25 protein-coding genes are annotated in these 26099 nt (G+C 45.2%); 10 read left to right on the top strand and 15 right to left on the bottom strand.

Annotated features, from left to right (window positions below):
* Positions 1-82 precede the first annotated feature (82 nt).
* Together nrdA and MAR181_RS05420 are read right to left on the bottom strand one after the other, a co-directional pair.
* Positions 83-2347, bottom strand: a complete 2265-nt coding sequence (gene nrdA / locus MAR181_RS05415) for a class 1a ribonucleoside-diphosphate reductase subunit alpha (RefSeq protein ID WP_013795590.1) — start codon at positions 2345-2347, stop codon at positions 83-85.
* 311 nt (positions 2348-2658) lie between these two features.
* The gene (locus tag MAR181_RS05420) at positions 2659-3393 is read right to left on the bottom strand and encodes a heparan-alpha-glucosaminide N-acetyltransferase (protein WP_013795591.1); all 735 of its coding nucleotides are present in this window, start codon (positions 3391-3393) and stop codon (positions 2659-2661) included.
* Positions 3394-3416: 23 nt separating this feature from the next.
* Between MAR181_RS05420 and MAR181_RS05425 the strand changes: the two genes are divergently transcribed.
* A complete protein-coding gene (locus MAR181_RS05425) occupies positions 3417-3974 on the top strand; it encodes an alpha-ketoglutarate-dependent dioxygenase AlkB family protein (protein ID WP_013795592.1) in 558 nt (185 codons plus the stop codon).
* 67 nt (positions 3975-4041) lie between these two features.
* Here the strand turns inward: MAR181_RS05425 and pdxH are convergent, their stop codons facing one another.
* The 4 genes from pdxH to MAR181_RS05445 are packed head-to-tail and all read right to left on the bottom strand — an operon-like array spanning position 4042 to position 8035.
* Positions 4042-4686, bottom strand: coding sequence for a pyridoxamine 5'-phosphate oxidase (pdxH, locus tag MAR181_RS05430; RefSeq protein WP_013795593.1), 645 nt, complete (start codon positions 4684-4686; stop codon positions 4042-4044).
* Positions 4687-4688: 2 nt separating this feature from the next.
* Positions 4689-5321, bottom strand: coding sequence for a 2-polyprenyl-3-methyl-6-methoxy-1,4-benzoquinone monooxygenase (gene coq7 / locus MAR181_RS05435; RefSeq protein WP_013795594.1), 633 nt, complete (start codon positions 5319-5321; stop codon positions 4689-4691).
* A gap of 14 nt (positions 5322-5335) precedes the next feature.
* The gene (locus MAR181_RS05440) at positions 5336-5677 is read right to left on the bottom strand and encodes a histidine triad nucleotide-binding protein (protein WP_013795595.1); all 342 of its coding nucleotides are present in this window, start codon (positions 5675-5677) and stop codon (positions 5336-5338) included.
* Positions 5678-5716: 39 nt separating this feature from the next.
* On the bottom strand, positions 5717-8035 hold the full coding sequence (locus tag MAR181_RS05445; protein ID WP_144011288.1) for a 7TMR-DISM family protein: 2319 nt from the start codon (positions 8033-8035) through the stop codon (positions 5717-5719).
* Positions 8036-8093: 58 nt separating this feature from the next.
* Here MAR181_RS05445 and MAR181_RS05450 point away from each other — a divergent pair, with 58 nt between their 5' ends.
* On the top strand, positions 8094-8345 hold the full coding sequence (locus MAR181_RS05450) for a hypothetical protein (RefSeq protein WP_013795597.1): 252 nt from the start codon (positions 8094-8096) through the stop codon (positions 8343-8345).
* Positions 8346-8418: 73 nt separating this feature from the next.
* Here MAR181_RS05450 and purD read toward each other — a convergent pair whose 3' ends face one another.
* The 9 genes from purD to dsbD all read right to left on the bottom strand — a co-directional run bounded on the left by purD (position 8419) and on the right by dsbD (position 19346).
* Complete coding sequence (gene purD / locus MAR181_RS05455) at positions 8419-9705, bottom strand: phosphoribosylamine--glycine ligase (RefSeq protein WP_013795598.1); 1287 nt, start codon at positions 9703-9705, stop codon at positions 8419-8421.
* A 58-nt stretch (positions 9706-9763) separates the two neighbouring features.
* Positions 9764-11341, bottom strand: coding sequence for a bifunctional phosphoribosylaminoimidazolecarboxamide formyltransferase/IMP cyclohydrolase (gene purH, locus MAR181_RS05460; protein WP_013795599.1), 1578 nt, complete (start codon positions 11339-11341; stop codon positions 9764-9766).
* A gap of 82 nt (positions 11342-11423) precedes the next feature.
* The gene (gene fis / locus MAR181_RS05465; RefSeq protein WP_245546212.1) at positions 11424-11735 is read right to left on the bottom strand and encodes a DNA-binding transcriptional regulator Fis; all 312 of its coding nucleotides are present in this window, start codon (positions 11733-11735) and stop codon (positions 11424-11426) included.
* A 71-nt stretch (positions 11736-11806) separates the two neighbouring features.
* Positions 11807-12775, bottom strand: coding sequence for a tRNA dihydrouridine synthase DusB (dusB, locus tag MAR181_RS05470; RefSeq protein WP_013795601.1), 969 nt, complete (start codon positions 12773-12775; stop codon positions 11807-11809).
* A gap of 166 nt (positions 12776-12941) precedes the next feature.
* Complete coding sequence (locus tag MAR181_RS05475) at positions 12942-14327, bottom strand: zinc-ribbon and DUF3426 domain-containing protein (RefSeq protein ID WP_013795602.1); 1386 nt, start codon at positions 14325-14327, stop codon at positions 12942-12944.
* A 44-nt stretch (positions 14328-14371) separates the two neighbouring features.
* The gene (prmA, locus tag MAR181_RS05480; RefSeq protein ID WP_013795603.1) at positions 14372-15262 is read right to left on the bottom strand and encodes a 50S ribosomal protein L11 methyltransferase; all 891 of its coding nucleotides are present in this window, start codon (positions 15260-15262) and stop codon (positions 14372-14374) included.
* A gap of 117 nt (positions 15263-15379) precedes the next feature.
* Positions 15380-16720, bottom strand: a complete 1341-nt coding sequence (accC, locus tag MAR181_RS05485; RefSeq protein ID WP_013795604.1) for an acetyl-CoA carboxylase biotin carboxylase subunit — start codon at positions 16718-16720, stop codon at positions 15380-15382.
* 21 nt (positions 16721-16741) lie between these two features.
* Complete coding sequence (accB, locus tag MAR181_RS05490) at positions 16742-17185, bottom strand: acetyl-CoA carboxylase biotin carboxyl carrier protein (RefSeq protein ID WP_013795605.1); 444 nt, start codon at positions 17183-17185, stop codon at positions 16742-16744.
* Between the two features lie 259 nt (positions 17186-17444).
* A complete protein-coding gene (gene dsbD / locus MAR181_RS05495; protein WP_013795606.1) occupies positions 17445-19346 on the bottom strand; it encodes a protein-disulfide reductase DsbD in 1902 nt (633 codons plus the stop codon).
* Between the two features lie 67 nt (positions 19347-19413).
* On the opposite strand from dsbD, the gene MAR181_RS05500 reads away from it, so the two are divergent.
* The 8 genes from MAR181_RS05500 to MAR181_RS05535 all read left to right on the top strand — a co-directional run bounded on the left by MAR181_RS05500 (position 19414) and on the right by MAR181_RS05535 (position 26060).
* The gene (locus MAR181_RS05500) at positions 19414-20274 is read left to right on the top strand and encodes a hypothetical protein (RefSeq protein ID WP_013795607.1); all 861 of its coding nucleotides are present in this window, start codon (positions 19414-19416) and stop codon (positions 20272-20274) included.
* Between the two features lie 13 nt (positions 20275-20287).
* Positions 20288-21337: a DUF2333 family protein gene (locus MAR181_RS05505; protein WP_013795608.1), complete on the top strand. Its 1050-nt coding sequence runs from the start codon at positions 20288-20290 to the stop codon at positions 21335-21337.
* Between the two features lie 28 nt (positions 21338-21365).
* Positions 21366-21881, top strand: coding sequence for a GNAT family N-acetyltransferase (locus tag MAR181_RS05510; protein ID WP_013795609.1), 516 nt, complete (start codon positions 21366-21368; stop codon positions 21879-21881).
* 931 nt (positions 21882-22812) lie between these two features.
* Positions 22813-23241, top strand: coding sequence for a GNAT family N-acetyltransferase (locus tag MAR181_RS05515; protein ID WP_013795611.1), 429 nt, complete (start codon positions 22813-22815; stop codon positions 23239-23241).
* A 123-nt stretch (positions 23242-23364) separates the two neighbouring features.
* Positions 23365-24075, top strand: coding sequence for an FRG domain-containing protein (locus MAR181_RS05520; RefSeq protein WP_013795612.1), 711 nt, complete (start codon positions 23365-23367; stop codon positions 24073-24075).
* Positions 24076-24188: 113 nt separating this feature from the next.
* Positions 24189-24605, top strand: coding sequence for a hypothetical protein (locus MAR181_RS05525; protein ID WP_013795613.1), 417 nt, complete (start codon positions 24189-24191; stop codon positions 24603-24605).
* Positions 24606-24698: 93 nt separating this feature from the next.
* Positions 24699-25343, top strand: coding sequence for an HAD family hydrolase (locus tag MAR181_RS05530; protein WP_425357351.1), 645 nt, complete (start codon positions 24699-24701; stop codon positions 25341-25343).
* A 75-nt stretch (positions 25344-25418) separates the two neighbouring features.
* A complete protein-coding gene (locus MAR181_RS05535; RefSeq protein ID WP_013795615.1) occupies positions 25419-26060 on the top strand; it encodes a glutathione S-transferase family protein in 642 nt (213 codons plus the stop codon).
* Positions 26061-26099 lie beyond the last annotated feature (39 nt).

The raw sequence follows: 26099 nt of genomic DNA on the forward strand, positions 1-26099 counted from the left end.
GGCTTTATAAATTAATATGTTGAACTTTACATGACTAAGCCCCAACGTGATGGGGCTTAGTTATTACGTCTGTTAGACGAGTTTAGATCTTACAAGCACCGCCTGCGCAATCATCCATGTCTTCTTGCTTGTCCTCGGCACCATCACGAGTGTTGTGATAATAAAGGGTTTTCACCCCTAACTTGTACGCCGTTAATAGGTCTTTCAAAATCACCTTCATTGGGACTTTTTGAGACTCGAATTTTTGTGGGTCGTAGTTAGTGTTGGCCGAGATCGCTTGGTCAACAAACTTCTGCATAATGCCCACAAGCTGTAAGTAACCATCGTTTGAAGGAATGTTCCACAATAATTCGTAGTTGTCTTTCAATTTTTCAAACTCAGGAACCACTTGCTTCAAAATACCGTCTTTACTGGCTTTAACGGAAACATAACCACGTGGTGGCTCGATGCCGTTGGTTGCGTTACTGATCTGAGAAGAGGTCTCTGAAGGCATCAATGCGGTCAGGGTTGAGTTACGCAAGCCGTGTTCAACAATGTCTTTACGTAGCGCTTCCCAATCATACTGAAGCGTTGGTGGGCAAACCGCATCGATTTCTTTCTTGTAGCTGTCGATTGGTAGAATGCCTTTTGAGTAAGTTGTTTCATTAAACGCTAAGCAAGGCCCGAATTCTTTGGACAATTTGTTTGACGCTTTCAACAAGAAGTATTGGATCGCTTCAAAGGTTTTGTGTGTCAATTCGTTGGCGCTACCATCCGAATATTTCACGCCATTTTTCGCTAAGTAGTAAGCGTAGTTGATGACACCCACACCCAAAGTACGACGCAATTCAGTGGCACGTTGAGCGGCTGGAATTGGGTAGTTTTGGTAATCAAGTAGACTGTCCAAAGCACGAACGATCAACTCAGCCAATTCTTCTAGCTCGTTTAAGTCTTCTAGTGCGCCTAGGTTAAAGGCAGACAAGGTACATAAGGCAATTTCACCTTCTGGGTCGTCAACACGTTGCAACGGCTTAGTCGGCAAGGCAATTTCCAAACACAGATTACTTTGCTTAACCGGAGCGACTTTAGGATCAAACGGGCTGTGAGTATTACAGTGGTCAACGTTCTGTAGGTAAATACGACCTGTACTGGCTCGCTCAGAGGCAAACAGCGTAAATAATTCAGACGCTTTGATGGTCTGTTTGCGGATGCTGTCGTCTTTCTCGTAAAGCGTGTACAAGCGATCAAATTCTTCTTGATCCGCAAAGAATGCATCGTACAAACCTGGTACATCAGATGGACTGAATAAAGTGATGTTGTCACCTTTAATCAAGCGTTGGTACATCAAACGGTTGAATTGAACACCATAATCCAAGTGACGCACGCGGTTCTCTTCCACACCACGGTTGTTTTTCAGTACCAAAAGGCTTTCGACTTCTAAATGCCAAATTGGGTAGAACACAGTCGCTGCACCACCACGAACCCCACCTTGAGAACAGCTTTTCACTGCTGTCTGGAAATGCTTGTAGAAAGGAATACAGCCTGTGTGGAAGGCTTCGCCGCCACGAATAGGGCTGCCCAGCGCACGGATCGCCCCAGCATTCACACCGATACCGGCACGTTGGCTGACGTATTTTACGATGGCGCTGGAGGTGGCATTGATGGAATCCAACGAGTCGCCACATTCGATCAATACACAGCTACTAAACTGGCGAGTCGGTGTACGGATGCCAGACATAATCGGTGTTGGTAACGAAATTTTGAATTGCGATACGGCATCGTAGAAACGACGAATTAAATTCAAGCGCGTGTTTTTATCGTAATTGGCAAATAAGCAAGCGGCTACTAGGATGTAGATGAACTGAGGGCTTTCGTAAATATCGCCAGTGACACGGTTTTGAACCAGGTATTTGCCTTCTAATTGCTTAACGGCCGCATAGGAAAAGTTCATGTCACGAGAGTGATCAATGAAGCTGTTTAGTTGTTCGAAATCCGCTTCACTGTAATCTTCTAATAAATGACCATCGTAACGTTTTTGTGCGACAAGGTTTTTGACATGAGCATATAGGTGAGGTGGTTCAAAGTCACCGAACGCTTTTTTACGCAAATGGAAAATGGCTAAACGCGCGGCTAGGTATTGGTAATCCGGTGTGTTTTCGGAAATTAAATCGGCAGCGGATTTGATTAAGGTTTCGTGTATGTCTGTTGTACGAATACCTTCAAAGAATTGAATCTGGGCTTTCAATTCTACTTGGGAAACGGAGACATTATCTAACCCCTCGGCGGCCCACATAATGACTTTATGAATCTTTTCTAGATTGATATTTTCGGTCGTCCCGTTACGTTTCGTAACTGTGAGAGTACTCATGCCTTAACTTCCCATTAGCGCATTGTTTGAAAAAGAGGTGTCACACATTATGTAGTGTTTGTTTATATATCTAAACACTACATATAGTGTTTTATTTAAAATCTGTAACGAACAATAGTGCTCAATGGATTGAAAATCAAGGCTTGAAAAAAACGCAAAAATAAGAAATTCACCATGGCTAAGTGGTTACTTACCTTGTTTGCCACATGCTTTCGATGATGGCAATTTGGCAAGCGCTAGAAAGGAATTTTTTACATTTTTTTTTGCCCAAAATAGCGCGATATTCAATGCACAAAAAAGACTCAAGAAAATCACTCCAGCACCATTTTGAACGTGGCGACTGCACTGAATAAAACCACTTGGTGAAGCAGGTAAATGGGCAGCGCGTATTGCCCCATAAAAGCCAGCACTTTAACTGTAAGACTTTCCCCTATTGATACGGTTTGCCAGCCGAGGTAGCCAAGTAATGGGCCAATCAGCACCACACCAATCCAAGGAAATGGGAATACGATGTCTAATGTTCGGGTGGGCAAGGTGATAAAATGTTGCGTAATGAAATCAAACGCATTGGGGAACATTAGCCAATCTGTGAAGTGATACGTATAAAGAATTAAGGCGCCCAATAGAGCCGACAAAATAGGCCAATGAAGCAAGGGTCGAGTGAGCAGCGAGGCGAGTAAAATAAAGTGCAGAATGCCGAAGTAGATCCATTGAGTTGGCGCAGCTAAATAGGTTGTAAGTGAAATAGCCGCTGCCGCGATGAAGAGCTTGAGATCACGGCCCCATAGGGTGTTTGGACGGTTTGATTGATGTGTTAGATAACCGGACCAGCCCACAGCAGTGAGAAAAAGCGTTAGAATCAAGCTGCGAAAGTATACCCAGAATGGGTCATGAATTGAAAACTGAAGAAAATCAAAATTGCGTAGATCCCAGCAAAAATGGAATACAATCATCAAGGCGACAGCGAAACCTCGATAAGCATCAAGAAACACACTTCGTTTTTTGGCAACAGTGACATAGGGTAGAGTGACAGAAGAGGCTGGCATTGAATTCCGAGGCATAGGCTTAAATGACGATAAAACCATCATACCGTTACTTATTTTCCAGCTCAAGCAAGCAAGGCCTGTTGACGCAATTGAAAAGTGAACTGAACTGGCATCGTGAAGCCTTACACATGTATGGTCGAGACGTATTGGTGCCAAGGTTGGTGGCTTTTGTGGCGGATCAAGGCCTAAGTTATCGCTACACTGGAAAAGATCATCATGGGGAAGGTTGGCCGGAGAGTTTGCTGGCGCTAAAGCAAGAAGCCGAGGCGATAGCCGGGCAAGGGTTCAATGCCGTGCTGCTGAATTGGTATCGAGATGGTGAGGAATACATGGGCTGGCATGCAGACGATGAGTCTAGTTTGGGGCCTGCACCAGTCGTCGCTATGTTAAGCTTGGGCGCTCAGCGCAGCTTTGTTTTTCGCTACAAGCAAGACCACAAAATCAAGCACAGCCTTGAATTAGAGGACGGCTCTTGGTTGATTATGTCGTCTTCTGTTCAGGTCTTGTGGCAACATACTTTACCGGTTAGAAAAAAGGTCAAAGAAGAGCGTATTAGTTTAACCTTTCGCCGCTTACTCTGACCTTTTGGCGGGTTCACGTTTTATCACCATAACCATAAACTTCCAGCTACAAACCCTAGTTCTATTCCTAAGGCGCTTTGCGTTTCCTTAACCAGTTGTCTTGATGACGAACAAAACAGATCCGGTCGTGCAAACGGCTGGGGCGGCCTTGCCAAAATTCTATGAAATTGGGGGTGAGCAGATATCCTCCCCAATTTTCAGGGCAGGGAATCTTGTCTGTTGGTTGAAATTTTTGTACTTCGGCGTCGTAGGCGCTTTTGAGTTCACCCCGGTTCGCAATAATGACACTCTGTTGCGACGTTCTTGCAGCCAGCTGACTTTCACGAGGTCGTGTTGCAAAATACTCGGTAGATACATGACGTTCTACTTTTTCAATATGGCCTTCAATGCGAATTTGGCGAGACATGGCTGGCCAGAAAAAATTCATACAGGCCTTATTGTTTGCCGCTAACTGTTGACCTTTTTCACTGTCATAGTTAGTGAAAAAGACAAAACCACTGTCGTCTCTTTGTTTTAGTAGTACCACGCGAGAATGTGGCCAGCCGTCTGAGTCAACGGTACTAAGCGTCATCGCCGTTGGATCATCAGGGCAGGTTTCAATGGCGGCTTCAAGCCACTGATCGAATAAGCTAAGTGGGTTATTACCTGCTTGTTCTTCTAGTAAGTCGTCGAATTGATAATCACGACGAATTGATTGAAGGTCTCTGTTCATCATTAAATCCGGTAAGTCGAATGGGTCATGACTTTCGATACCTTGGTCATGATATTCATAATAGGGGTTGGAAATTCATAACCGCCGGCCTCTAAAGCCATGGCTTTGTGTTTGGCTTCGTCTATGTACATTTGCTCCAAAACGGCTTTGCTTTTTTGGTCTTGCTCAGGCAGTTTGGCCATGTGCTTTTCAAGGTGAACACAGACCTGGTCTTCCGTGGCGGCGACAAACCCCAAACTCAGTTTGTCACTGATAAAGCCAGCGCCAGCGCCAATCATAAAAGACGCGCCAAAAAACAGAGGGTTGAAGATGCTTGGTTGGCTACCAAGTTCGTACAGTCTTTGTTCGCACCACACTAGATGATCAATTTCTTCATCCGCAGCATGTTCCATTTCTTGCCGAACGCTAGGCAACTTGGCGGTGGTCGCTTGACCGGCATACAAGGCTTGAGCACATACTTCACCAGTATGATTGATCCTCATTAAGCCAGCAGCGTGCTTGCGTTCAGTGTTATCCAGTTCCGCTTCTTCAAATTGTATCGCTGGGCTTGGGCGTGACGCATGAGCAGCATGAGGTACTAGGGTTTGTAATGCCCGGTCAAAATGTAATACGGCTTTATCGACAAAGGATGTCATTAACCTTCTCCTCGTTAACCTGGCGGCCAAGTCATGTTGCGGCCGCCGAGCACGTGCATATGAATGTGATAAACAGTTTGGCCGCCGATTTCGTTGCAGTTCATGACAACACGATAACCTTCTTCACTGATGCCTTTTTGCTTGGCGACTTTGGCGGCCGTAATTTGTAACTTACCCACTAAGCTGGCGTCCTCATCCGTTAAGTCATTTAAGGTCGAAATATGACGCTTAGGAATGACCAAAAAATGGCAAGGTGCCTGTGGCATGATGTCTTCAAAAGCAATCACGTCATCGTCTTGGTACAAAATAGTGGCTGGAATTTCGCCCTTTACTAGTTTGCAAAATAAACAGTCCATCTTTTCTCCTACGTATTATTTAAGCTAAGTGGATCAGCATCAAGGGCTTTTACGCAAAGCTTTGATCCGTGACAAGGGGGAGGATTTTAAGCGCACCCCTTTTTGAATCAGTTTGGTTAAACGGGTTTCTAATTCATCATCAATGTCAGCACAAGATAATAAATCATCAAAACCCAGTTTTTGAGTGTAATCTAAAGACATTTTAACATTCTTGCTGATGAGTAAGCACTGATCTTCATCGCGCATTAAGGGTAACAAACGCTGTAAGGTAACGTGTGGAATGTGACCACCATTATCAAAGACCAAGATTACTGAGCCGGACTGACGTAAATCAGGGTTCTGGAAGTAGCCAATGAGTGTTTCTAATTCACTAAATTGCTCCACTTTGTGATTATGGTTGTTGGTTAACGCCTGCGCCTTTTGCATGTCTTCGTCTGATTGTCCGAACAAAATAATGTCAAATTGGTCAGCGAATTGATCCATTGGTTGTGTCTGGCGAAGGTGTACTCGGATGGGGATTTGAATGTTAATACTAGGATGAGATTGGGTCTTTTCATCCACTGAATTGTTATTTAACTCAACCAACTTGCCGTTTAAGTGATCGATGACAAGTCGGATGTAGCTCATGCCCAAATCAAAATGAGAAAATTGACTATGCACTCTGGTCGGCAGGGGGGAGCACTGAATTTCAAGCATGGTTACCCCTTCACGGTTAATCTCGTGGCGTATAAAGTGAAGGTTGAGGGCCTGATCAGAGAAGTGTTTGAATTCTTGTGCTAATACCTCAATCAAATGTTTGATCAGCGTTGCATTTTGAAGCACTTCGACCTGTTCTGTGTTTTCCAAGTTGATTGTGAGATTGGTGTCATCTTGATCGAGTTGCTGGAAATTTTCATGAGCTTCATCAATAAGCTTGTTCAGTGCCAACGGCATGGCTTGTTCAGCGGCTAGGTTACCCTTGATGTCGGTGAGTACATCTACTCGTTTAATTAAGCTCTTAATGTTGTTGTTAGCGACCTGACTTGAATCCAGAAAGAGTTTTGCATCGGCTGATTTTAAAGCCGGTTTTAAGTGTGCTATACCGCCACCGATGACATTAATTTGACGGCGTAAGCGGCTGGATAAATCAGACAACAGATCGAACATCTCCGCTTGAGAATAACCACGACGATGGGCGTATTTCTGTAAGAGTGGCGTGGTTTGAGCAATCATACCGGTGAAATGGATTAAGGCTTCTAAAATGATGGTGATGGTCAGCCCCCACTCCAATAAAATTTGGCTTGGGATAATGCCATAAACAGATAAAATCCAGGCAAAATGTCCAGTAAAAAGCAGGATTCTAGCGGCGAGGTAATAGCCAGAATAGGGCACATTTTTGACAAATGCGTAGATGGCATGGAAGGTTAATATAATCAGGGTTGCAACCACCATCGCCGACAAAATCATGATGTTGATTCTTTCCGGCATGACCGCAAAGATAAAGGCAAACAGAGCATTTATGGAGCCAATCAGGATTAATACCTTATCCATGGTTGGCAAATGGCGTTTGGTATCTAAATACAAGCGAGAGAAGAACACCACCGCCGTCAAACAACTTAATGCAGCAAGGTTGTAGATTCGTTCTTGAATGCCCGTATGATTCGGAAAAAGCGGCGAGATATGATCGTGTAAGGTTAGGTGTAAAACGACAATGCCCACCAACATAACACCATAGATCAAGTACATGGCATGGGTGGTCTTGATAAAGAAAAACACATTACAGAGAAACAATGTCAACAATATGCCGATCAGTAGCCCCGTTATCAGTATTTCATTTTGCGAGTCTTTAGTGGCCTCCGATAAGGTTTTTAACTCAATGTTGGCATTAATAGGCAGGTGTGACGACATCTTGATGTAGATGGTGAAAATAGGGGGGATATTGCTTGGAATAGGGTAGGCGTAACTCAAACCTTCAATGGGCAAATTGGCATAAGGTCTGGCACCACCTAACTCTACTTGAGCTTGATGGCCGTATAAATTGGGTAAGAATAAATCGAGTCGTTGCAATCTAGGTGCGCTGATATCAAGAATGATGGGCGTTTGGATTGTGGTCTGAACCGCCGCTTCAGTACGTATCCAGATATTACCTTTGACCATACCAAATTGCAGATAGTCTCGTGCCAGAGGGCGAAAGCGTTTGCTGTAGTAATCCGATGAAATGTCCTGATAACTGAGGCTTTGTGTTTCATCAAGGTAGTAAAACGCACTCTGGCCTATGTTAAATGTCGAGTGTGTATCGTCTATGATTGCGATACTGGCCTTCCCCCATGCAATGTTGGAGGCGCAGAGTAAAAAGAGTAAAATGAATCGATGAAGCAAAATGCTGGCCCATACTATGTCAGTAAAGGCTCTCATTATTAACTAGATAGGGGATTGAATGCTATATCCAATTTTAGTGGAGCATTATGTTTGGTTTGGCTTGCTGCTTTTGCTGGTCACTTGGTTTACTCGAAAGGACAAGCCTGAAACGCGCAGTAATTTTATGTATGGCTACGGAATGATTGTCGTATTGGGTTTTCTATTAGCTCTAGACTGGGTGGCAGGCATTATGTTTGGTTTGCTGGTGTTGGAAGTCGGTCGAATATTTAAAGCTTGGTTGGACAGGAAGGCCAATCAACTGAAAAAATAATAGTGTCATAGAGTCAAAAAAGGCTTCAGAAGAAGCCTTTTTAAATGGTCTGTTTTAGCAAAGCGAATCAGACTTATTTTTGCTCACGGGCGATGGCTCTGTGGCCAATGTCGGTACGGAAATAGACCTTGTCCCATGACAGAGTGTTTACCACGTCATAGGCACCAGCTTGAGCCTGTGCCACCGTGTCGCCCAGTGATACTGCGCACAAAACACGTCCACCATTTGTCACCACATCACCGTCTTTCAATGCCGTGCCTGCTTGGAAGACTTTCTGATGAGCTGGAAGTGCTGTGTTTAAACCCGAGATGACATCGCCTTTAGCGTAATCTGCAGGATAACCGCCAGCCGCCAGTACCACACCTAAACTGGCGCGAGGATCCCAGTCAGCGTCAACCGTATCCAACTTACCCGCAATGGCAGATAAACACATTTGAGCTAAATCAGAACGCAGACGCATCATAATAGGCTGGGTTTCTGGATCTCCAAAGCGGCAATTGTACTCAAGTACTTTTGGTGTGCCGTCAGGCGCGACCATGACACCAGCGTACAAGAAACCACGGTAGCGATTGCCTTCAGCATTCATGCCTTTCACTGTCGGCATAATCACTTCGCTCATAATGCGATCGTGAATTTCAGGTGTTACTACAGGGGCTGGAGAGTAAGCGCCCATGCCACCAGTATTCGGTCCTTTGTCGCCATTATCACGAGCTTTGTGATCTTGGCTGGTGGCCATTGGCAGCACAGTTTCGCCATCGACCATACAGATAAAGCTGGCTTCTTCGCCGACTAGAAACTCTTCGATGACCACGCGGTTGCCCGCATCACCAAATGCATTGCCTTGCAGCATGTCTTCAACCGCTTCAATCGCTTCGGCTTCGGTTTGCGCTAGGATAACGCCTTTACCAGCGGCTAGACCGTCCGCTTTCACCACGATAGGCGCGCCTTGTTGTTTTATGTAGGCAACCGCTGGTGCGATTTCGGTAAAGTTGCCGTACGCTGCGGTTGGGATGTGATGGCGCGCTAGGAAGTCTTTGGTGAATGCTTTAGAGCCTTCCAATTGTGCGGCCCCCTGAGTTGGGCCGAAAATGGCTAAGCCTTCTTTTTCAAACGCATCAGCAACGCCAATGACCAGTGGCGCTTCAGGGCCAACAATGGTGAGGTCAATGTTTTGCTGTTTTGCAAAAGCGACCAAACCGGCAACATCCGTTACCTCAATATCAACATTTTCAACCTTGTTCTCCGTTGCGGTTCCTGCGTTTCCAGGGGCAACAAAGATTTTTTCAACTTGGGTGGATTCCGCTGTTTTCCATGCCAAGGCATGTTCACGACCACCGTTACCAATAATAAGCACTTTCATTATCTAATCCTTCATCATTAAGGCGCTGTTGAAAGGTAACAGCGCCAATGGAAACATCTTAGTGGCGGAAGTGGCGCATGCCAGTGAAGACCATTGCCATGCCGGCTTCATCAGCTGCTGCAATGACTTCTTCATCACGCATCGAGCCACCAGGTTGAATCACTGCCGTGATCCCAGCTTGAGCAGCGGCATCAATGCCATCGCGGAATGGGAAGAAAGCATCCGATGCCATGACAGATCCTTCAACTTGAAGGTTCTCATCAGCCGCTTTAATGCCAGCGATTTTCGCACTGTAGACGCGGCTCATTTGGCCGGCGCCAACACCAATCGTTTGCCCAGCTTTCGCATAAACAATGGCGTTGGATTTAACGAATTTAGCCACTTTCCATGAGAATAGTAGGTCATTCAGCTCTTCTTGCGTTGGCTGACGTTTAGACACTACTTTTAGATCATCTAGTGTAATAGTGCCATCATCACGGTCTTGTACCAACAAACCACCGTTAACACGCTTGTAATCCATTGCAGGGATTCTGTCTTGTGACCATTGGCCACATTCTAGCAAGCGCACGTTTTGTTTTGCAGACACTATGTTAGCCGCAGCTTGACTAATGCTAGGCGCAATGATGACTTCAACAAATTGACGATCAATGATGGCCTGTGCGGTTTCAGCATCCAACTCTTGGTTGAACGCAATGATGCCGCCAAACGCCGAAGTTGGATCCGTTTGGAAAGCCAAGTCATAGGCTTCAAGTTGGCTTGTCGCCGTTGCAACACCACAAGGGTTTGCGTGCTTGACGATGACACAGGCTGGCTGTTGGAAGCTTTTAACACACTCTAGTGCCGCATCTGTGTCGGCGATGTTGTTATAAGACAGTGCCTTACCTTGCAGCTGTTTTGCTGTGCTAATGGACGCTTCTTGTGGATTGGCTTCCACATAAAATGCGGCTTTTTGATGAGGGTTTTCACCGTAGCGCATTTCTTCTTGTTTGTTGAACTGTAGATTGAAGGTGCGAGCGAAGTCTTCGCTGCCGCCGTCTACTTTTTTGCCTAAGAAATTGGCAATGGCACCGTCGTAATGTGAGGTGTGCTCAAAGGCTTTTACCGCAAGATCAAAACGTTGTTCGTAGTTAAGGCCGCCGTCTGCCTTTAATGACGCCAAAATAGCAGGGTAGCTGTCTGGAGAGACAACAATCGCCACATCTTTGTGGTTTTTCGCTGCCGAGCGAACCATGGTTGGACCACCAATGTCGATGTTCTCAATGGCCATAGGAAGGTCGCAATCTGGGCGTTCAATGGTGGCTTCGAATGGGTATAAATTGACGATGACCATGTCGATTTCATTGATGCCGTGTTGTTTCATGATGTCACCATCGATGTCACGACGGCCAAGGATACCACCGTGTACTTTCGGGTGCAGTGTCTTAACGCGACCATCCATCATTTCTGGGAAGCCGGTGTAGTCGGACACTTCGATGGCTGCTACTTGATTGTCTAGTAATAGACGGTAGGTACCACCAGTAGAAAGGATTTCAACGCCTTGAGCGGTCAGTTCGCGGGCGAATTCGACAATGCCTGTTTTGTCGGAAACACTGATTAACGCTCGTTTGATAGGAGTCACTGTTTTTTGATTTGCCATCATGGTTCTCGCAATGTAGTTAACATTAAATAAACAAGGGGAAGAAACAAAAAAAGGGCGAATCCGCCCTTTTTTATAATGCTTATAGCATGCCGTATTGCTTCAGCTTCTTGCGAAGCGTGCCTCGGTTTAGACCAAGGAGAGTGGATGCTTTAGTTTGATTGTCTTTCGTGTAATTCATCACCGATTCAAGAAGAGGCGCCTCAACCTCTGCTAATACTAATTGGTATAAATCCGTCACCGGCTGCCCATCCAAGTGGGCGAAATAATTTTGTAGTGCTTTCTCAACATTGTCACGAAGGGTTTGTGACTGCTCAGAAGAAGCGGCTTGAAACGTATGGGTTTGAGTTTGTTCTACCACAGAATGACCTTCTATTTTTTTAAAGCTAACCATTTAACAATGACATTGGTGATTAAACGACACACCGTTTAAACATCAACGCATTCGGTACCAAAATTGTTCGTCTATTGACGAGCAAAGAATTCTTCTAACTGATCGAGCTGTTCTTGCGTATTATCAATACGATTGAACACACTGCGAAACTGAGTGTTATCCGCTAACGTTTGCAGATACCAACCAACATGCTTACGAGCAATGCGTACACCAAGATAATCACCATAAAATTGATGCAAATTGTGTACGTGCTTGATAACCAATGCTTTTACTTCTGCAAGAGCAGGTGGATCTAACAATTCACTGGTTTGTAAATAGTGATTGATCTCATTGAAAACCCAAGGTTTCCCTTGCGCGGCACGACCAATCATAATGCCATCCGCTTGAGTATAGTCCTTTACAAATTTAGCGGTTTTCGCGTCCTTTATGTCGCCGTTGGCGAACACCGGGATTTGAATCGCCTGCTTTACCTCTGCAATGGTGTCGTACTCGACGCTTCCTTGAAATTTACATTCTCGGGTGCGGCCGTGAATGGCGAGTGCTTGAATACCAATGTCTTCCGCCATTTTGGCAATGGTCATGGCGTTTTTCTGCTCTTGACTCCACCCGGTACGAATTTTAAGGGTGACAGGCACCGACACACTATTTACAACCGTTTCCAGTATTTCGCGAACTAGGCTTTCATCTTTCAGTAAGGCTGATCCTGCGGCTTTATTGCAAACCTTTTTGGCAGGACAGCCCATGTTGATGTCGATGATCTGAGCCCCTAACGCCACATTTTGACGGGCGGCTTCGGCCATCATTTGAGGATCACCGCCAGCAATTTGAACGGATCTCGGCGACACTTCATGGTCGTGAACTAAACGATGACGACTTTTTGTTGAGTTCCACAACCTCACATCCGAGGTGACCATCTCGGAAACGACTAGGCCCGCACCTTGGTCATGACAAAGGCGACGAAAAGGCAAATCGGTTACACCAGCCATAGGGGCTAGAATAACGGGCTTTTCAACGCAATATGGGCCAATAGCAAATGCCATGATGTTCCTGAATACTGGATTGAATGTTAAAGATCTTCGACTGTGTCGAGCGGGCGTGAATAATACCTAGGCATTTTGTATTTTTGAAGTCTTGACAGGCGAAAAATTGGCTATTTTTTGTGCTTTTTTTGATCCCGCTGGAAAACTCTTGCTGAAATGCCCTGTTTTAGTAGGAACGAGTCTCCGCTGGAAAGGCTTTTAATTCATGGGTGACGGCTCGAGCGCCTGGGTCTTGTATTGGAATTACCAGATGAATAGGGGTATTGGGTGGCATGAAAGTAATGTCGAGGAAGTCTTTGTGCAGATAGGCACTGGGTGAAAACAGGCGAGCGGCGACGGGTTTACCATTTAAATCATAGAACTCCAGTGCAATCTTTGGCATAGGCTGAGAAAACGCGCTGTTGTTAGTGATGATGGCATTGACCATTAAGGCATTTGGGATGTCAGGGTGGCTCTGGATGCGCACATGTTGAATGGAAATCGCACTGACGTCATCAAACCTTGGTAGAGTACAACCTGTGTATGAACACAGCATGCGATACATGCCGCGAAAATGAGAGGAGCGGCTGCCTTCATCAAAGTAATGGCTGGCCACTTGTCCAATCAAAATGCCTAAGCCAACTAGGGTGGCCATAAACCAAAGCCAAGGGTGCGAGCGTTTTACTGGCTTGCTGGGTCTCGACTCATCCAATAAGGGAGCAAGGCTTTGTTGGGCGGACAATTGCTCTAAAAAGCTGTGTTGATGACCCGCCTCAGAGGGGCGAGTTTGCTCGGCGGCATTTTGCGCTAAGGTGTGCAAGGCGGTCATGTAATCCGGCTCAGGGCTTGGCTCAGGATTGCCTTTTGCTTGAATTGATTGCGCCTTGGTAGATGTTGTGGTGATGGCCGTTTTTGCGGAGAAAGGATCGGCCTCGCGCTGAGCTGATTTGTTGAGGCTTGCCGTCAACGCATCCGCTTTGGTGTCAAATCCATCTAATGGTTTAGATCGAGTGGGATTAGAGGGTCTTTTGGGCTGGATGTTGGGGCGCTGTGATCCTGCTTGCAGTGCCGCCTCGACTTCAGCCAGTTCTACTTCCCATGGGGCCAGTTCGTCCGTTGACTGGCTTGATGGTGACTGAGCTGCTTTCTTGTGACGCACCGCGGTGTTGGGAGTGTCGTCGTTCTTCGCCATTCGCTTGGAATTAGGGTTATCCATATCCTGCTTGGAGGCAGGCTGCAAATCATCGTCGGTGAACAAGGTATGCAACCAATCAGGGTTAACGATGTCGTCGGCTGGTGCTAGGCGGTTTTCTAGGTTGGCTTCATCCTGAGGAGAAGTCTGTGCCTGCCTGCTGGCTGTGTCTAATGGGGGCTGTTGAGACGATGTTTCTTTTTGGACTTTAGAGACTGAAGGCTCAGGGCGTTTCGGGCTTTTGGCAACCGCTTGAGCGGCATCAAAAATATGGAAACACTGACCGCATCTAACCTTACCCTTGGCCATACTCAATACTTCGTCACTGACACGAAATGCCGTTGAACATTTGGGGCAGCGAGTGGTTAAGCTATTGGCCATGGGCGTGTTTCTTCCTTAATGTAAAACAGGGTGCTGATTATAATTTATGCGTGTTTGGTACCGACAATGCGAACCCATTCATCACATTCAGTGACGTTCTCGATGGTAAACCAATCTTGATAAGCGTAGATCACTTCTTGCGCTTGGTTCGCTAAAATACCAGATAGTGCCAACTGACCTCCGGTTTTAACCAAAGCGGCAATGGTTGGCGCTAGCTTTGCGAGTGGGCCTGCTAAAATATTAGCGACCACTATGTCTGCCTGCAAATCGGATTCGTAGGGGGGCAGTTTTACTTCTAAGCGGCTAGGGTCAATCTGGTTACGTGACGCGTTTTCTTGCGTCGCTTGTACGGCTTGAGGGTCGATATCTATGCCCACCATATTGCTAGCCCCAAGTAATAACCCTGCAATGCCAAGAATGCCGGAACCACAACCATAATCAATAATGGTTTTGTCTTGGCAATCGACACTGTCGAGCCATTTTAAACAAAGTGCCGTGGTCGGATGGGTTCCTGTACCAAAGGCCAAACCTGGGTCGAGCATTAAATTAACCGCGTCTGGATCAGGCACATCACGCCAGCTTGGGCAAACCCATAGACGTTCGCCAAATTGGATCGGATGGTAATTGTCCATCCATTCTCTTTCCCAGTCTTTGTCTTCTAGAATTTCAATCTTGATGTCAATATCTGACTCGCCAATGGATGCGGCTTTGTGTTCTAGCACGGGGCGAATTTCGTCTAGTTTCGCCTCGGCTTCGAATAGGCCTGTTACCTTGGTGTTTTTCCATAATGGTGTGGTGTTAAGTTCTGGCTCATAAATAGGATCATCATGGATGTCTTCAAAAGTAACAACCATCGCACCGCACTCTAATAGAGTGTCTTCAAAGGCGGGTACATGGTCAGGAGTCGTGTGAATACGTATTTGAAGCCAAGGCATAAAAGATGTCCAACAATGAATAATCAGGAATAGAATAACGAAGCTTGGTGCGCGAGGCGAGAGGAAAATGACAGAGTCAGACGAATTAATTGTTCGCCTGACTCTGAGCGCGAGTCATTAAAGACCGAGCTTTTTCTCCAAATAATGGATATTTACGCCACCTTCGATGAAGTTAGCGTCATTGGCGAGCTCTTTTTGCAGCTCAATGTTGGTTTTGATACCGTCGATGAAGGTCTCATCCAGCGCGCCTGATAGGCGTTTTAGGGCAGCAGTACGATCCGCCGCATGACAAATGATCTTAGCAATCATAGAGTCGTACGTTGGTGGTACGGAGTAACCACTGTATAGATGAGAATCCACACGCACGCCCATACCGCCTGGTGCATGGAAATATTCCACTTTACCTGGGCTTGGCATGAAGGTTTTTGAATCTTCCGCATTGATGCGTGACTCAACCGCGTGGCCATTCAGCTTGATGTCTTCTTGTTTCAGAGACAAAGGCATGCCGCTGGCAATGCGCAATTGTTCTTTGACAATATCAACGCCCGTTACCATTTCAGTAACAGGGTGCTCTACCTGTACTCGAGTGTTCATTTCAATGAAGTAGAAATGGCCATCTTCGTAAAGGAATTCGAACGTGCCTGCACCTCGGTAGTTGATCTTGATGCAAGCATCCACACAGGCTTTTAAACACGCTTGGCGAGAGGCTTCATTCAGCATAGGTGCTGGCGCTTCTTCCAATACTTTTTGGTGACGACGTTGCAATGAGCAATCGCGATCGTATAGGTGAACAGCATTGCCTTGACCGTCGGCCAGTACTTGTACTTCAACGTGACGAGGGTTGGTTAGGAATTTTTCCATGTAAACCGTGCTGTCACCGAAGTAAGAACCCGCTTCAGATTGCGTGATGCTGATGGATTTTAGTAGGCTGGCTTCGTTATGAACGACGCGCATACCACGACCACCACCACCGGCAGCGGCTTTTACAATCACTGGAAAGCCAATTTCATTGGCGATGCGCAAACACTCATCTGGATCAGAAGGTACTGGACCATTCGACCCTGGTACAGTGGGTACGCCCGCTTCTTTCATGGCTTTGATCGCAGAAACCTTGTCACCCATTAGGCGAATGGTTTCCGCTTTTGGACCAATAAAGGCAAAGCCTGAGTTTTCAACTTGCTCAGCAAAATCCGCATTTTCCGCTAGGAAACCGTAACCTGGGTGAATTGCAGACGTATCCGTTAATTCAGCGGCACTGATGATGGCCGGAATGTTTAGGTAACTTTGAGCAGAGGGATTCGGACCAATACAGATGGATTCATCTGCTAGGCGAACATGTAATAAGTCACGGTCAATCTTTGAGTGAACCGCAACGGTTTTGATACCAAGTTCTTTACACGCACGTAGGATACGTAGCGCGATTTCGCCTCGGTTAGCAATCAATACCTTATCAAGCATGATAAAACCTTTAATGTTGGGTTATACGATGGTAACTAGCGGTTGGTCGAATTCAACTGGCTCGCCGTCTTCAACTAGGATCGCGCCGATAGTACCCGCTTTATCCGCTTCAATTTGGTTCATCATCTTCATCGCTTCAACGATACAAATGGTATCGCCAACATTTACTTTTTGGCCAACTTCAATGAATGGCTTCGCGCCAGGAGCGGAAGATTTGTAATAAGTGCCGACCATTGGAGATTTAACAATATGTCCTGTGATAGCCGCTGGTGCGTCAGCCACTGGAGCAGCAGGCGCCGCCACTGGTGCTGGAGCAGCAACGGGAGCAGGAGCAGCAATAGAGGTAACTACTTGTGCACCACCACGACTAATACGAACGGCTTCCTCGCCTTCCTTGATCTCGATTTCGTAGACGTTTGACTCTTCTAATAGTTCAATTAGTTTTTTAATTTTACGAATGTCCATGGGTACTCTCTTCTGTCTGTATTAGTTTATCAGTGCAACACACACTGATGGTTATAAATATAATCACTTTAAAAAGTGGCTTTAAACAAAAAATGCAGTCTAAAAATAGAAATGTTAAAGCGTGTAATTGAGGCGATTATCGATAAAAAGCGGGATATTGTCCAGTTCTTCGGGGAAATATCATAAAAAACTCAACTTTGCTTAAAATTCAATCAAGAGTAAACCTGCCTATTTAGCTAAAACCTTTTAACGTGAATTTTTAGAAAGGCGTTTGAAGACGCTTTAGTCGACTAATGAGCTCTGCCTTACTGGGTTCTCCTATCAAGGCCAATTGGGGGAGTGGGTGACCCGCGGCGTTTAAAAACACCAAAGACGGTGGCCCATACAAATTGAAGTGTTTCATCAGAGCTTGATTAGCGAGCGAATTGTCGGTGACGTCTACACGAACGAGACGAACTTGCGGCAACAGAGCTTGGGCTTCGCTTGAGGCCAGTATCGCTTCAACCGTTTTACAGCTCACGCACCAATCCGCGTATAAATCCAACACCATCGGCCTTGAGTCGGTGTTGGCCAGTAACTGATCCAATTCTTCTAAACTGCCAATTTGGGCGTCAAACAGCGAATCGATACTGGTCGTACTGTTGGACGGCAAGCGAATCCCTTGTAACGGCTGTAAGGGAGAGGAACCACCACTAAAGCCCCCCACCATTTGAACACTGCCAATTAAAAATAGTATCAGCACCAAAAACCAGCGCACAGGGTGAGACGCGACTGTGATAGCGCGATGAACAAAGTAGCCACTCATAGCCAATGCCAGCGCACTCCATAAAAATAAGTGTCCAGACAGGGGCAGCCAAGGGGTTAGCAACCAAATGGCGACGGCCAATAACCCAAAGCCGAATACCACTTTAATGTCTTCTAGCCAATCTCCTCGTTTAGGCAAAATACTGGGGCCAAATAAACCAACCAATAACAAGGGCACGCCCATTCCCAACGCCATGACAAACAAGATGAAAGCACCGTATAGGGCATCGCCTTGGCTGCTAATATAAAGTAAGGTGCCGGCCAGTGGCGCAGAGACGCAAGGTGAGACAATCAAGGTCGCCAAGATGCCCGCAATAAAAACGCTAACACTCGCGCGCCACGGCGAGGAGGTTTGTATGCGAAACGCCGTCAGTTTATTTTGCCAAGAAGACGGCATTTGCAACTGAAAAACGCCAAACATAGCCAGCGCCAACATCACAAAAATCGCCGCACTGAGAACAACGAAGAGGGGGCTTTGTAGTTTCGCTTGTAAATTAAATTGCAAGCCAAGCAATCCGACCAAACCGCCAATGGCGGCGTAAGTAAATGCCATGCCCAGCACGTACATTAAACTCAAGTAACCCCCTCTAAAGCGCGAAGGACCTTCTGTGGTTGACGTTTGCGTGCCAATGACAATCGCACTGACAATTGGGATCATAGGCAGAACGCAAGGTGTGAGGGAGAGCAGTAATCCCAATCCAAACATCAGCATCATACTTTGCAGCAAGCCATTGTCTTGTAGGTCCGTCAGAATTTTTTGTGCTGCAGAAGGTTCAAGTACCGATGGTTCTGTTGTGCTTGCCTTGTTGATCGCATTTGTCACGCTAGAAGGGTCTGTATCGGCTTCCGTTGTTGTCAAACCTTCTGGTACTTTGAACTGGATGGGGACGGTTTGTGGCGGATAGCATAACCCCTGATCGGCACATCCTTGGTAATGTAAGGTAGCTTGGATGGTCGTGCCGGCTGGCAGTTGAATGTCATAATACATTGGCAAACGTACCTGTTGGCGATAAATCATCACCTTGCCATAGTATTCATCTTCATGATCTTGAGCCGTTGGCAAGGGAGCAAAGTGCAGATGACTGGCTTGTGGACCTGAAATGCTAAAGCGTTGCTGGTACAAATAATAGCCGTCGGCTATGTTCCATTGAGCATGAAATTGACCTTCGATTGGCGCGCTTATGCTCAACTGGAAGGCTTGCTCGACGGGAAGAAATTGTGGTTTTTCAAAGGGCGTAGTCGGCGCAAAAGTAAAAGCATAAGCCGAGAAATGAAATATGAAAGCAGACAGAGCAACAAGCAAGCGCATAGATAAATTCAACAAGTAGAGAAGACCAAATAGTGATAAAGTCGTCATTTATCACCTCGAATGAAGAGAGTAGACTACCAATCCACCTTTAAGTTGCCAAATGTAAGGGGCTAAATTGAGTAAAAAGCTAATTTCTTTACTGTTTCCTGTGGTTTTCTTAGCCGCTTGCCAGAGTCAACCAGTATCACAAGACGATGCGGCACCAGCATTAGCGTTAGACACGTCAACGGCGGAAGACACATCGGAATCTGCCGCGGCAAGGTCAGAAAATGCTTCACCAGTCGCAGAAGAAGCGCCAACCCCAGCCCCTCTTACACCGGCCCAACAGCTGACCCAATCTCTGATCGAAAACGGTCGTCTGGCCTTATTAGCGGATCGCTTATTAACGCCAGAAGAAGACAATGCCAATTTGTATTTTCAAGCCGCGCTAGGTCGTGACCCTGGTAACTTCGACGCCATTCAAGGCATTGCCCAAATTGTCGAAATCTACACAGATTGGGCATGGCAAAAAGCACAAAATCGTCAATATCGACAAGCGGGAAAATATTTAGACCGCGCTCGGTCTGTTAATGCCCAAGATCCTCTCATCGTGGAGATGAACAGTCGCATTGAAGACCTAAAATTAAAACGCCAACAGCAAGCCGCGCAAGCCAAGCAACGTCAGGCCAAAGTACAAAAAAACACAGTCAGCTCGTCATCCGCTGCAAGCCAGACAGAACCGAGTGTGGCTGAGCAAGAAGGGGTTTTTAGATTACCAAAAGATTTATTTACATTGAGCGAAAAGGAAATAGTTGTCAAAATACAGCCTATTATTAACGCTGTTGCGGCAACGCAGAGTCGATTGGAAATTAACTGGCCGAATGATAAACAGGCTCGATTGATTTACCAGATTATTAACAGTCGCGTGACCGATTTTCGTGTACGAGCCATGATCTTCCATCGGGCCCGTTATACCGTAGCGTTACAACAGGATTAAGGTGGTACAAAAGATGTCTTGGTTAAAGGAAAAATGGCAAGCTTTAAGAGAGCGTTTGAACTTTTCTGGCGTCGGAAAAGTGGCAGCGGTTGTTGTATTGGTCTTAGCCGTATTGTTGAGCTTTTTAGGCATGTATTGGAGCAGTGAGCCCGATCAATTTGATGTGGTGGCCAGTGCCAAAGAACAAGCCGCCGAGCGTGGTTATCTTAACAACAGTAAAAAGCTAGTGGTTGGCTACACCACGGCCAGCACATTACACACTTTAGTGTCCACCTTGCTAGACAAGCCGGGTGGCTTCATTAGTAATGATTTGATGCCACCGGGATTGTTCATGGACAACATGCCGGCTTGGGAATTTGGGGTGTTGGTTCAATCTCGTGATCTAGCGCGGGCGTTCCGTAAAGAGTTCAGTCGTTCTCAGTCTCAGTCCACCGAAGATGTGAATTTGAAAATTGCCGAGCCACAATTTAACTTTGATACCAGAAGCTGGGCTTTACCATCCAGTGAAAGCGAATACCGTCGTGGTAATCAAGAATTACTGGAATACTTGGACCGTTTGGCGGGACAAGGTAATGACAAGGCGAACTTCTATGCTCGCGCTGATAACCTATCGGATTGGTTGTCTGATGTGAGCACGCGTTTGGGCAGCTTGTCTCAGCGTCTATCCGCCAGTGTTGCTAACGTACGAGAAAACACCGATCTTGCTGGTGACAGCAGTGCTCGTCAAAGTAATGATTCTGGAGCCTACCAATACGTCAAAACCCCTTGGTCAAAAGTGGACGATGTATTTTACGAAGCGCGTGGGGCCAGCTGGGCATTGATCCACATATTACGTTCTATCGAAGTGGACTTTGTGTTTACCCTACAAGACAAAAACGCCTTGGTTAGCCTGCGCCAAATCATTCGTGAATTGGAAGCGACGCAAGCCAGTATCTGGTCTCCCATTATTTTAAACGGCAGTGGTTTTGGGGTGTTGGCGAACCATTCTTTGGTGATGGCGTCTTACATCTCTCGCGCCAATACGGCCATCATTGACCTGCGCCGTTTGCTTGAGCAAGGCTAACCCGCCAATAGCATAAGGAAGGGCAGAAGTGGCTTTAAACTGTGTAGTTCGTCACGCTGAGTTTGAAGACGCTTCCGCCATGCTCGATATCTTTCGACAATGCGACCCGCATTCGACATTGGCCGATCGCCATCATGACATTAACCTGTTGGACGTCATGGATTGGCTCGAAACCACCACAGATCGACACCCTATTTTTATGGCGGAAAGAGATCAGCAAGTCATTGCTTGGTGCTCATTAGAAGCGTTTTACGGTTTACCCGCCTTTGATCAAGCCTGCGAAATCAGCCTGTATGTCCTGCCACAGTGGCAAGGCCAAGGGGTTGGCAAAGCCTTGCTTGAACACATCATCCAACACCGACAAGAGATTGGTTTTCTGCATCTGGTCGCCTACATCTACGCGGGCAATGACAACAGCCTGTGCTTCTTTAAAGCTAATGAGTTTGAAACATGGGGCAAACTGCCCAATATTGCTCGCAGTGAAGAGCGGGTTGAGGATGTTTATCTTTTGGGGCGGGAGTTTGCGGAAGGTCTAGTTGAGTAGGTTTTGCTTGGCCTGAGAATTTTGGGATTTCCTCTGAATGGCTTTGGTTGGGGAGCATTGTTATCTCTGCCCGAGAGGTCTTTTGCTTCCTCGGATTGGCTTTGGTTGAGAAGCATTTTTCCGCTCTGCTGAGCGGGTAACTTTTGCCAAACGCTGCAAAAGTAACCAAAAAATCTTTTTCAGAATCATAAGGGCTCATTTCTTTTGGATGTTGCCAATGTTTGCACAGGGTTCTCTATTGTAAGGTGTTGAGCTGTTTCAATGGTTGGAGAAAGGTCTTCGGTTACTGACTTGGGAAGACCATAAGGTCGCGCAATCAGGATCGCGTCGAACTGACAACAGTAGAGTTGCTGATTACCTCTTTTTACGTTTAAAAGCAGTCCGTTGAGATTGAGTGTCTAAGTTTTACAAAACGGTCATTTGAAATACAACTTTAATTTACAATAAAAGTTGTATTTTGGTGTTTGTAGTGAAGCTAGGTGGTTAAGGTTATTCGATAGATTGTGTTCGCCAAATTGGATTTGAGAGGTGTAATGATCCTGGAAGCGCATAATGTTAAGAAGCGTATAGGATGGCATCACACACTCCTTGTGTATACTTTTAATAAAGCTGTATAAATATACAGTTTATTTTTTTGGTTGCCAATTTTTGGCTCGTTTAGCCTAAAAAATAATCACAGTATTGCGCGTTTGCGCTAGTAGAAAAATAAAAAGTCTTTTAGTATCAATGGATAAGAATATCCGCAGCAAAAATAACAGGCCGTGGATAAATGTGTAAACGCGCATGCTCGTTTTTCCAGTTTTGGATTTTGTTGATATCTTGATAAAAACTTTTTTTATCAGTTATTTATAAAGGTATTGGTAAAGTCTTTGAGTTGTCTAAACGCGCATGCGCACTATTAAAATGTTATATGCTCAGAAGGAAAATAGCATTGATTAGAGAAATGGATATCTCAGATTACTCTCAAGTAATTGAATTATGGTCTCAAACAGAAGCCATGTTGTTGCGTGACGCAGATTCTAGAGAGAACATTGGCAAATACTTAGAACGCAACCCAAACCTCAGCTTTGTTGCTTTAGATGGTGACATTATTGTTGGTGCAATCTTAGTGGGTACAGACGGTCGTCGAGGTTACGTGCAACACTTGGCGGTCGACTCGATCTGTCGAGGTAAAGGTATTGGTGCCAAACTGATATCATCTGAAGTAGATGCTCTTGAGAAAATGGGTATAGCGAAAACTCATCTGTTTGTAGCCAATGAAAACCTTAATGCTCAATCATTCTATGAAAAATTGGGTTGGTTTCCTCGTGATGAAGTGCGGATGTTTTCCTTTAATTCGTCTGACAGTGGTAATGTCTAGCACGCATATAACAAAGCATTTAAGAGTGATTCGCAACGCTTGGCAGTTTCGCTTCGCTCAAGTATAGCCAAGCGCTGCTCACACCTTAATGCGGCGTTATATTTACCTTAATAGAGGCGTCAATTGGAAGTTGAAACGATAATTTCATACCTTGAAGAACTTGAACATCATCCAAGTGCTCAAATGTTTCGTGGTCACGGGAATTCCGAGTGGGAGTTGATTCCATCGATTGCTAGACTTAAACCTAAAGAATTACCAGTTAGGCACTATGACGGTTGGAAAGGCATTGAAAAACACTTACTAATGGAGTTTAAAAAGTATGCTTTAAGGCATATTGATAGAGAACCCGCCTCACAAATAGAATGGATGATTCAAGCGCAACATCATGGGGTTCCAACAAGGTTATTAGATTGGTCAACAAATCCACTCAAAGCTTTATATTTCGCCATCGAAAATGCTGAGCATGATGATAAAAACGGAAAGGTTTATGTTTTTACTCCACAGTCATGGTCACCCAGCCCAGACCTAGTAGATGTAGAATGCAATAAAAGCATCAAAGCATTTCACCCTGTGGTCATAAATGATCGAATTTTAGCGCAAGAAGGCTGTTTTACTTTATTCCCTCAAAAGGATAATCACAAAAGTTTCGAGCCTCTTGAAGAAGGTTTTGCTCCTCAAGAAGATGTGGTAAACATGGCTGTTATTATTATTCCCAAAGAGGCTAAAGCCCCTTTAAGAAACCAATTAAGAAAGCTAGGGGTTACAGATATGACTATGTTTCCTGATTTAGATGGAATTGCTAAAAAAATCCGACGAGATTTTGGTGTACTGTAAACATAACAAGCTAATTAATAAGGACAAAAAACAGTTGGCTGTTTTCGTTCCTCAACATTTTAGCCAACAATTTTTTGCCCATTATTAGGGCGTTATGCAATAAGGAGAAGACGGTGCTAAAGCCCGTAATACAGGAAGAACCTACAGGTTGCGGAATTGCGTCGGTGGCTAATGTTTTGGGCAAAACTTACTCGGAAATGAAGGCCGTAGCGAACGCTATGGATATCTATGCCGAAGATAAATCGCTGTGGTCCGATACCCAATATGTTAGGGGGATGCTGTCCAGCGCCGGAGTAGAGACGTCTCCTGATGAAATTCCTTTTGAATCTTGGGGCTGTCTGCCTGATTTGGCACTATTGTCCATCAAGCACCATCAGGAAGCTGGTAAAAATTTCTGGCATTGGGTTGTTTTTAAGCGCCAGGAGGGCCAAGAGTTTGTTTTGGATTCAGCGAGTTATCTGCCATCCAACATTCGGACGGACTTTGATGAAATGCAGCCCAAGTGGTTTATTGAGGTCATGAATGCATAACAAACCGCAGCAGTCGCTCCCGTTGGTCGCTGGGACCGCCAAAACGCTGCGCTTATTTGTCGGCCCCTGTACGGGGCGTTATAAGCCAAAGAGGTGTCCAAGTTGCATCATGTAATGTTCGATATTGATGGTACATTAGTTGAATCATATGACTTGGACTCAGAGCTTTTTTGTGATTCGGTCAAAGAGGTTACGGGAATTGCCTTAGATGCAGATTGGGGACGCTATCACCACGTTACGGATTCAGGGATTCTTCAGGAAGTTTTTGAGATGAATGGAATTCCGAATAAAGAAGAGACTGAGGCCAAAATAAAGCGGATCTTTATTGCGAAACTAGAACACTCTATCGCTTCTCAGCCAATTCAAGAAATACCTGGTGCAGAATCTTTTTTGTCGCTTCTTAAATCAATGAGTAATGTAATAATTTCTATTGCCACTGGGGGCTGGTATGAGAGTGCTGTTTTAAAGCTAAACTCGGCAGGAATAGACATTGATTCTCTAATAATTTCCTCATCGAATGATCACATATCAAGAACCGAAATAATGAAACATGCAGCGTCTAAAGCCACAAGAGGCAAAAATTATCCATGCACCTATTTTGGTGACGGCATCTGGGATAAAAAAGCTTGTGAACAACTTGGTTTTAACTTTGTCCTCGTGGGAAACAAAGTTAAGCATAATCAAAATATTACTTCTTTTAAGTCATCAAACAAGGCTCTTGCATATGTTGGCTTATAACAAATGTGTCATGTACGCACGCGCTGCGTGCAGGACTCGCCTCATACACAAGCGTTATATGTAAAGGGAAGTTCAATGAGATTATTTGGCCGTACAACTTCATTTAATGTACAAAAAATTCTTTGGTTACTTGAAGAACTAGATGTTGATTATGAACACATTGAACTTGGCGGTCGTTTTGGCGGGTTAGATACAGAAGATTTTGTTAAATTAAACCCAATGAAAAAAGTGCCAGTACTAATTGATGGTGATAAATCCATTTGGGAATCACACACAATTTTAAGGTACTTAGTCGCAAGCTATGGAAATAGTACATGGTATTCTAACTGTCCTTACGAACGATCTTTGTATGAACGGTGGTTAGATTGGTCACAAACTATCTTTCAGCCAGCATTTATGGGTACTTTTTGGGGGTATTATCGAAAACCTGAAAGTATGCGTGATATGGAAGCGGTAAATAAAGATTTGGAAACTTGCATAAATTGCTTACAGGTTGTTGAAAAGCAGCTTTATCAAACTGAATATTTGGCAAGTAAATCCATAAGCCTTGCTGATATAGTCGTTGGTGCCGTTATCTATAGGTTAATTTCACAGGGGCTAACTATAGAGTTACCTGAAAAGGTAGATAGTTGGTACAAGGCTCTAAATACTCGCCCAGGTTATAAAAAATGGGTTATGAGTGACTTTACCGAACTAAAAGCCCGAGAAGATTTTTAATATCACAAACGCATCAACGCGGATTTCGAGGATTGAATT

Origin of the sequence: Marinomonas posidonica IVIA-Po-181 (assembly GCF_000214215.1) — a bacterium.
Lineage (GTDB): Bacteria > Pseudomonadota > Gammaproteobacteria > Pseudomonadales > Marinomonadaceae > Marinomonas > Marinomonas posidonica.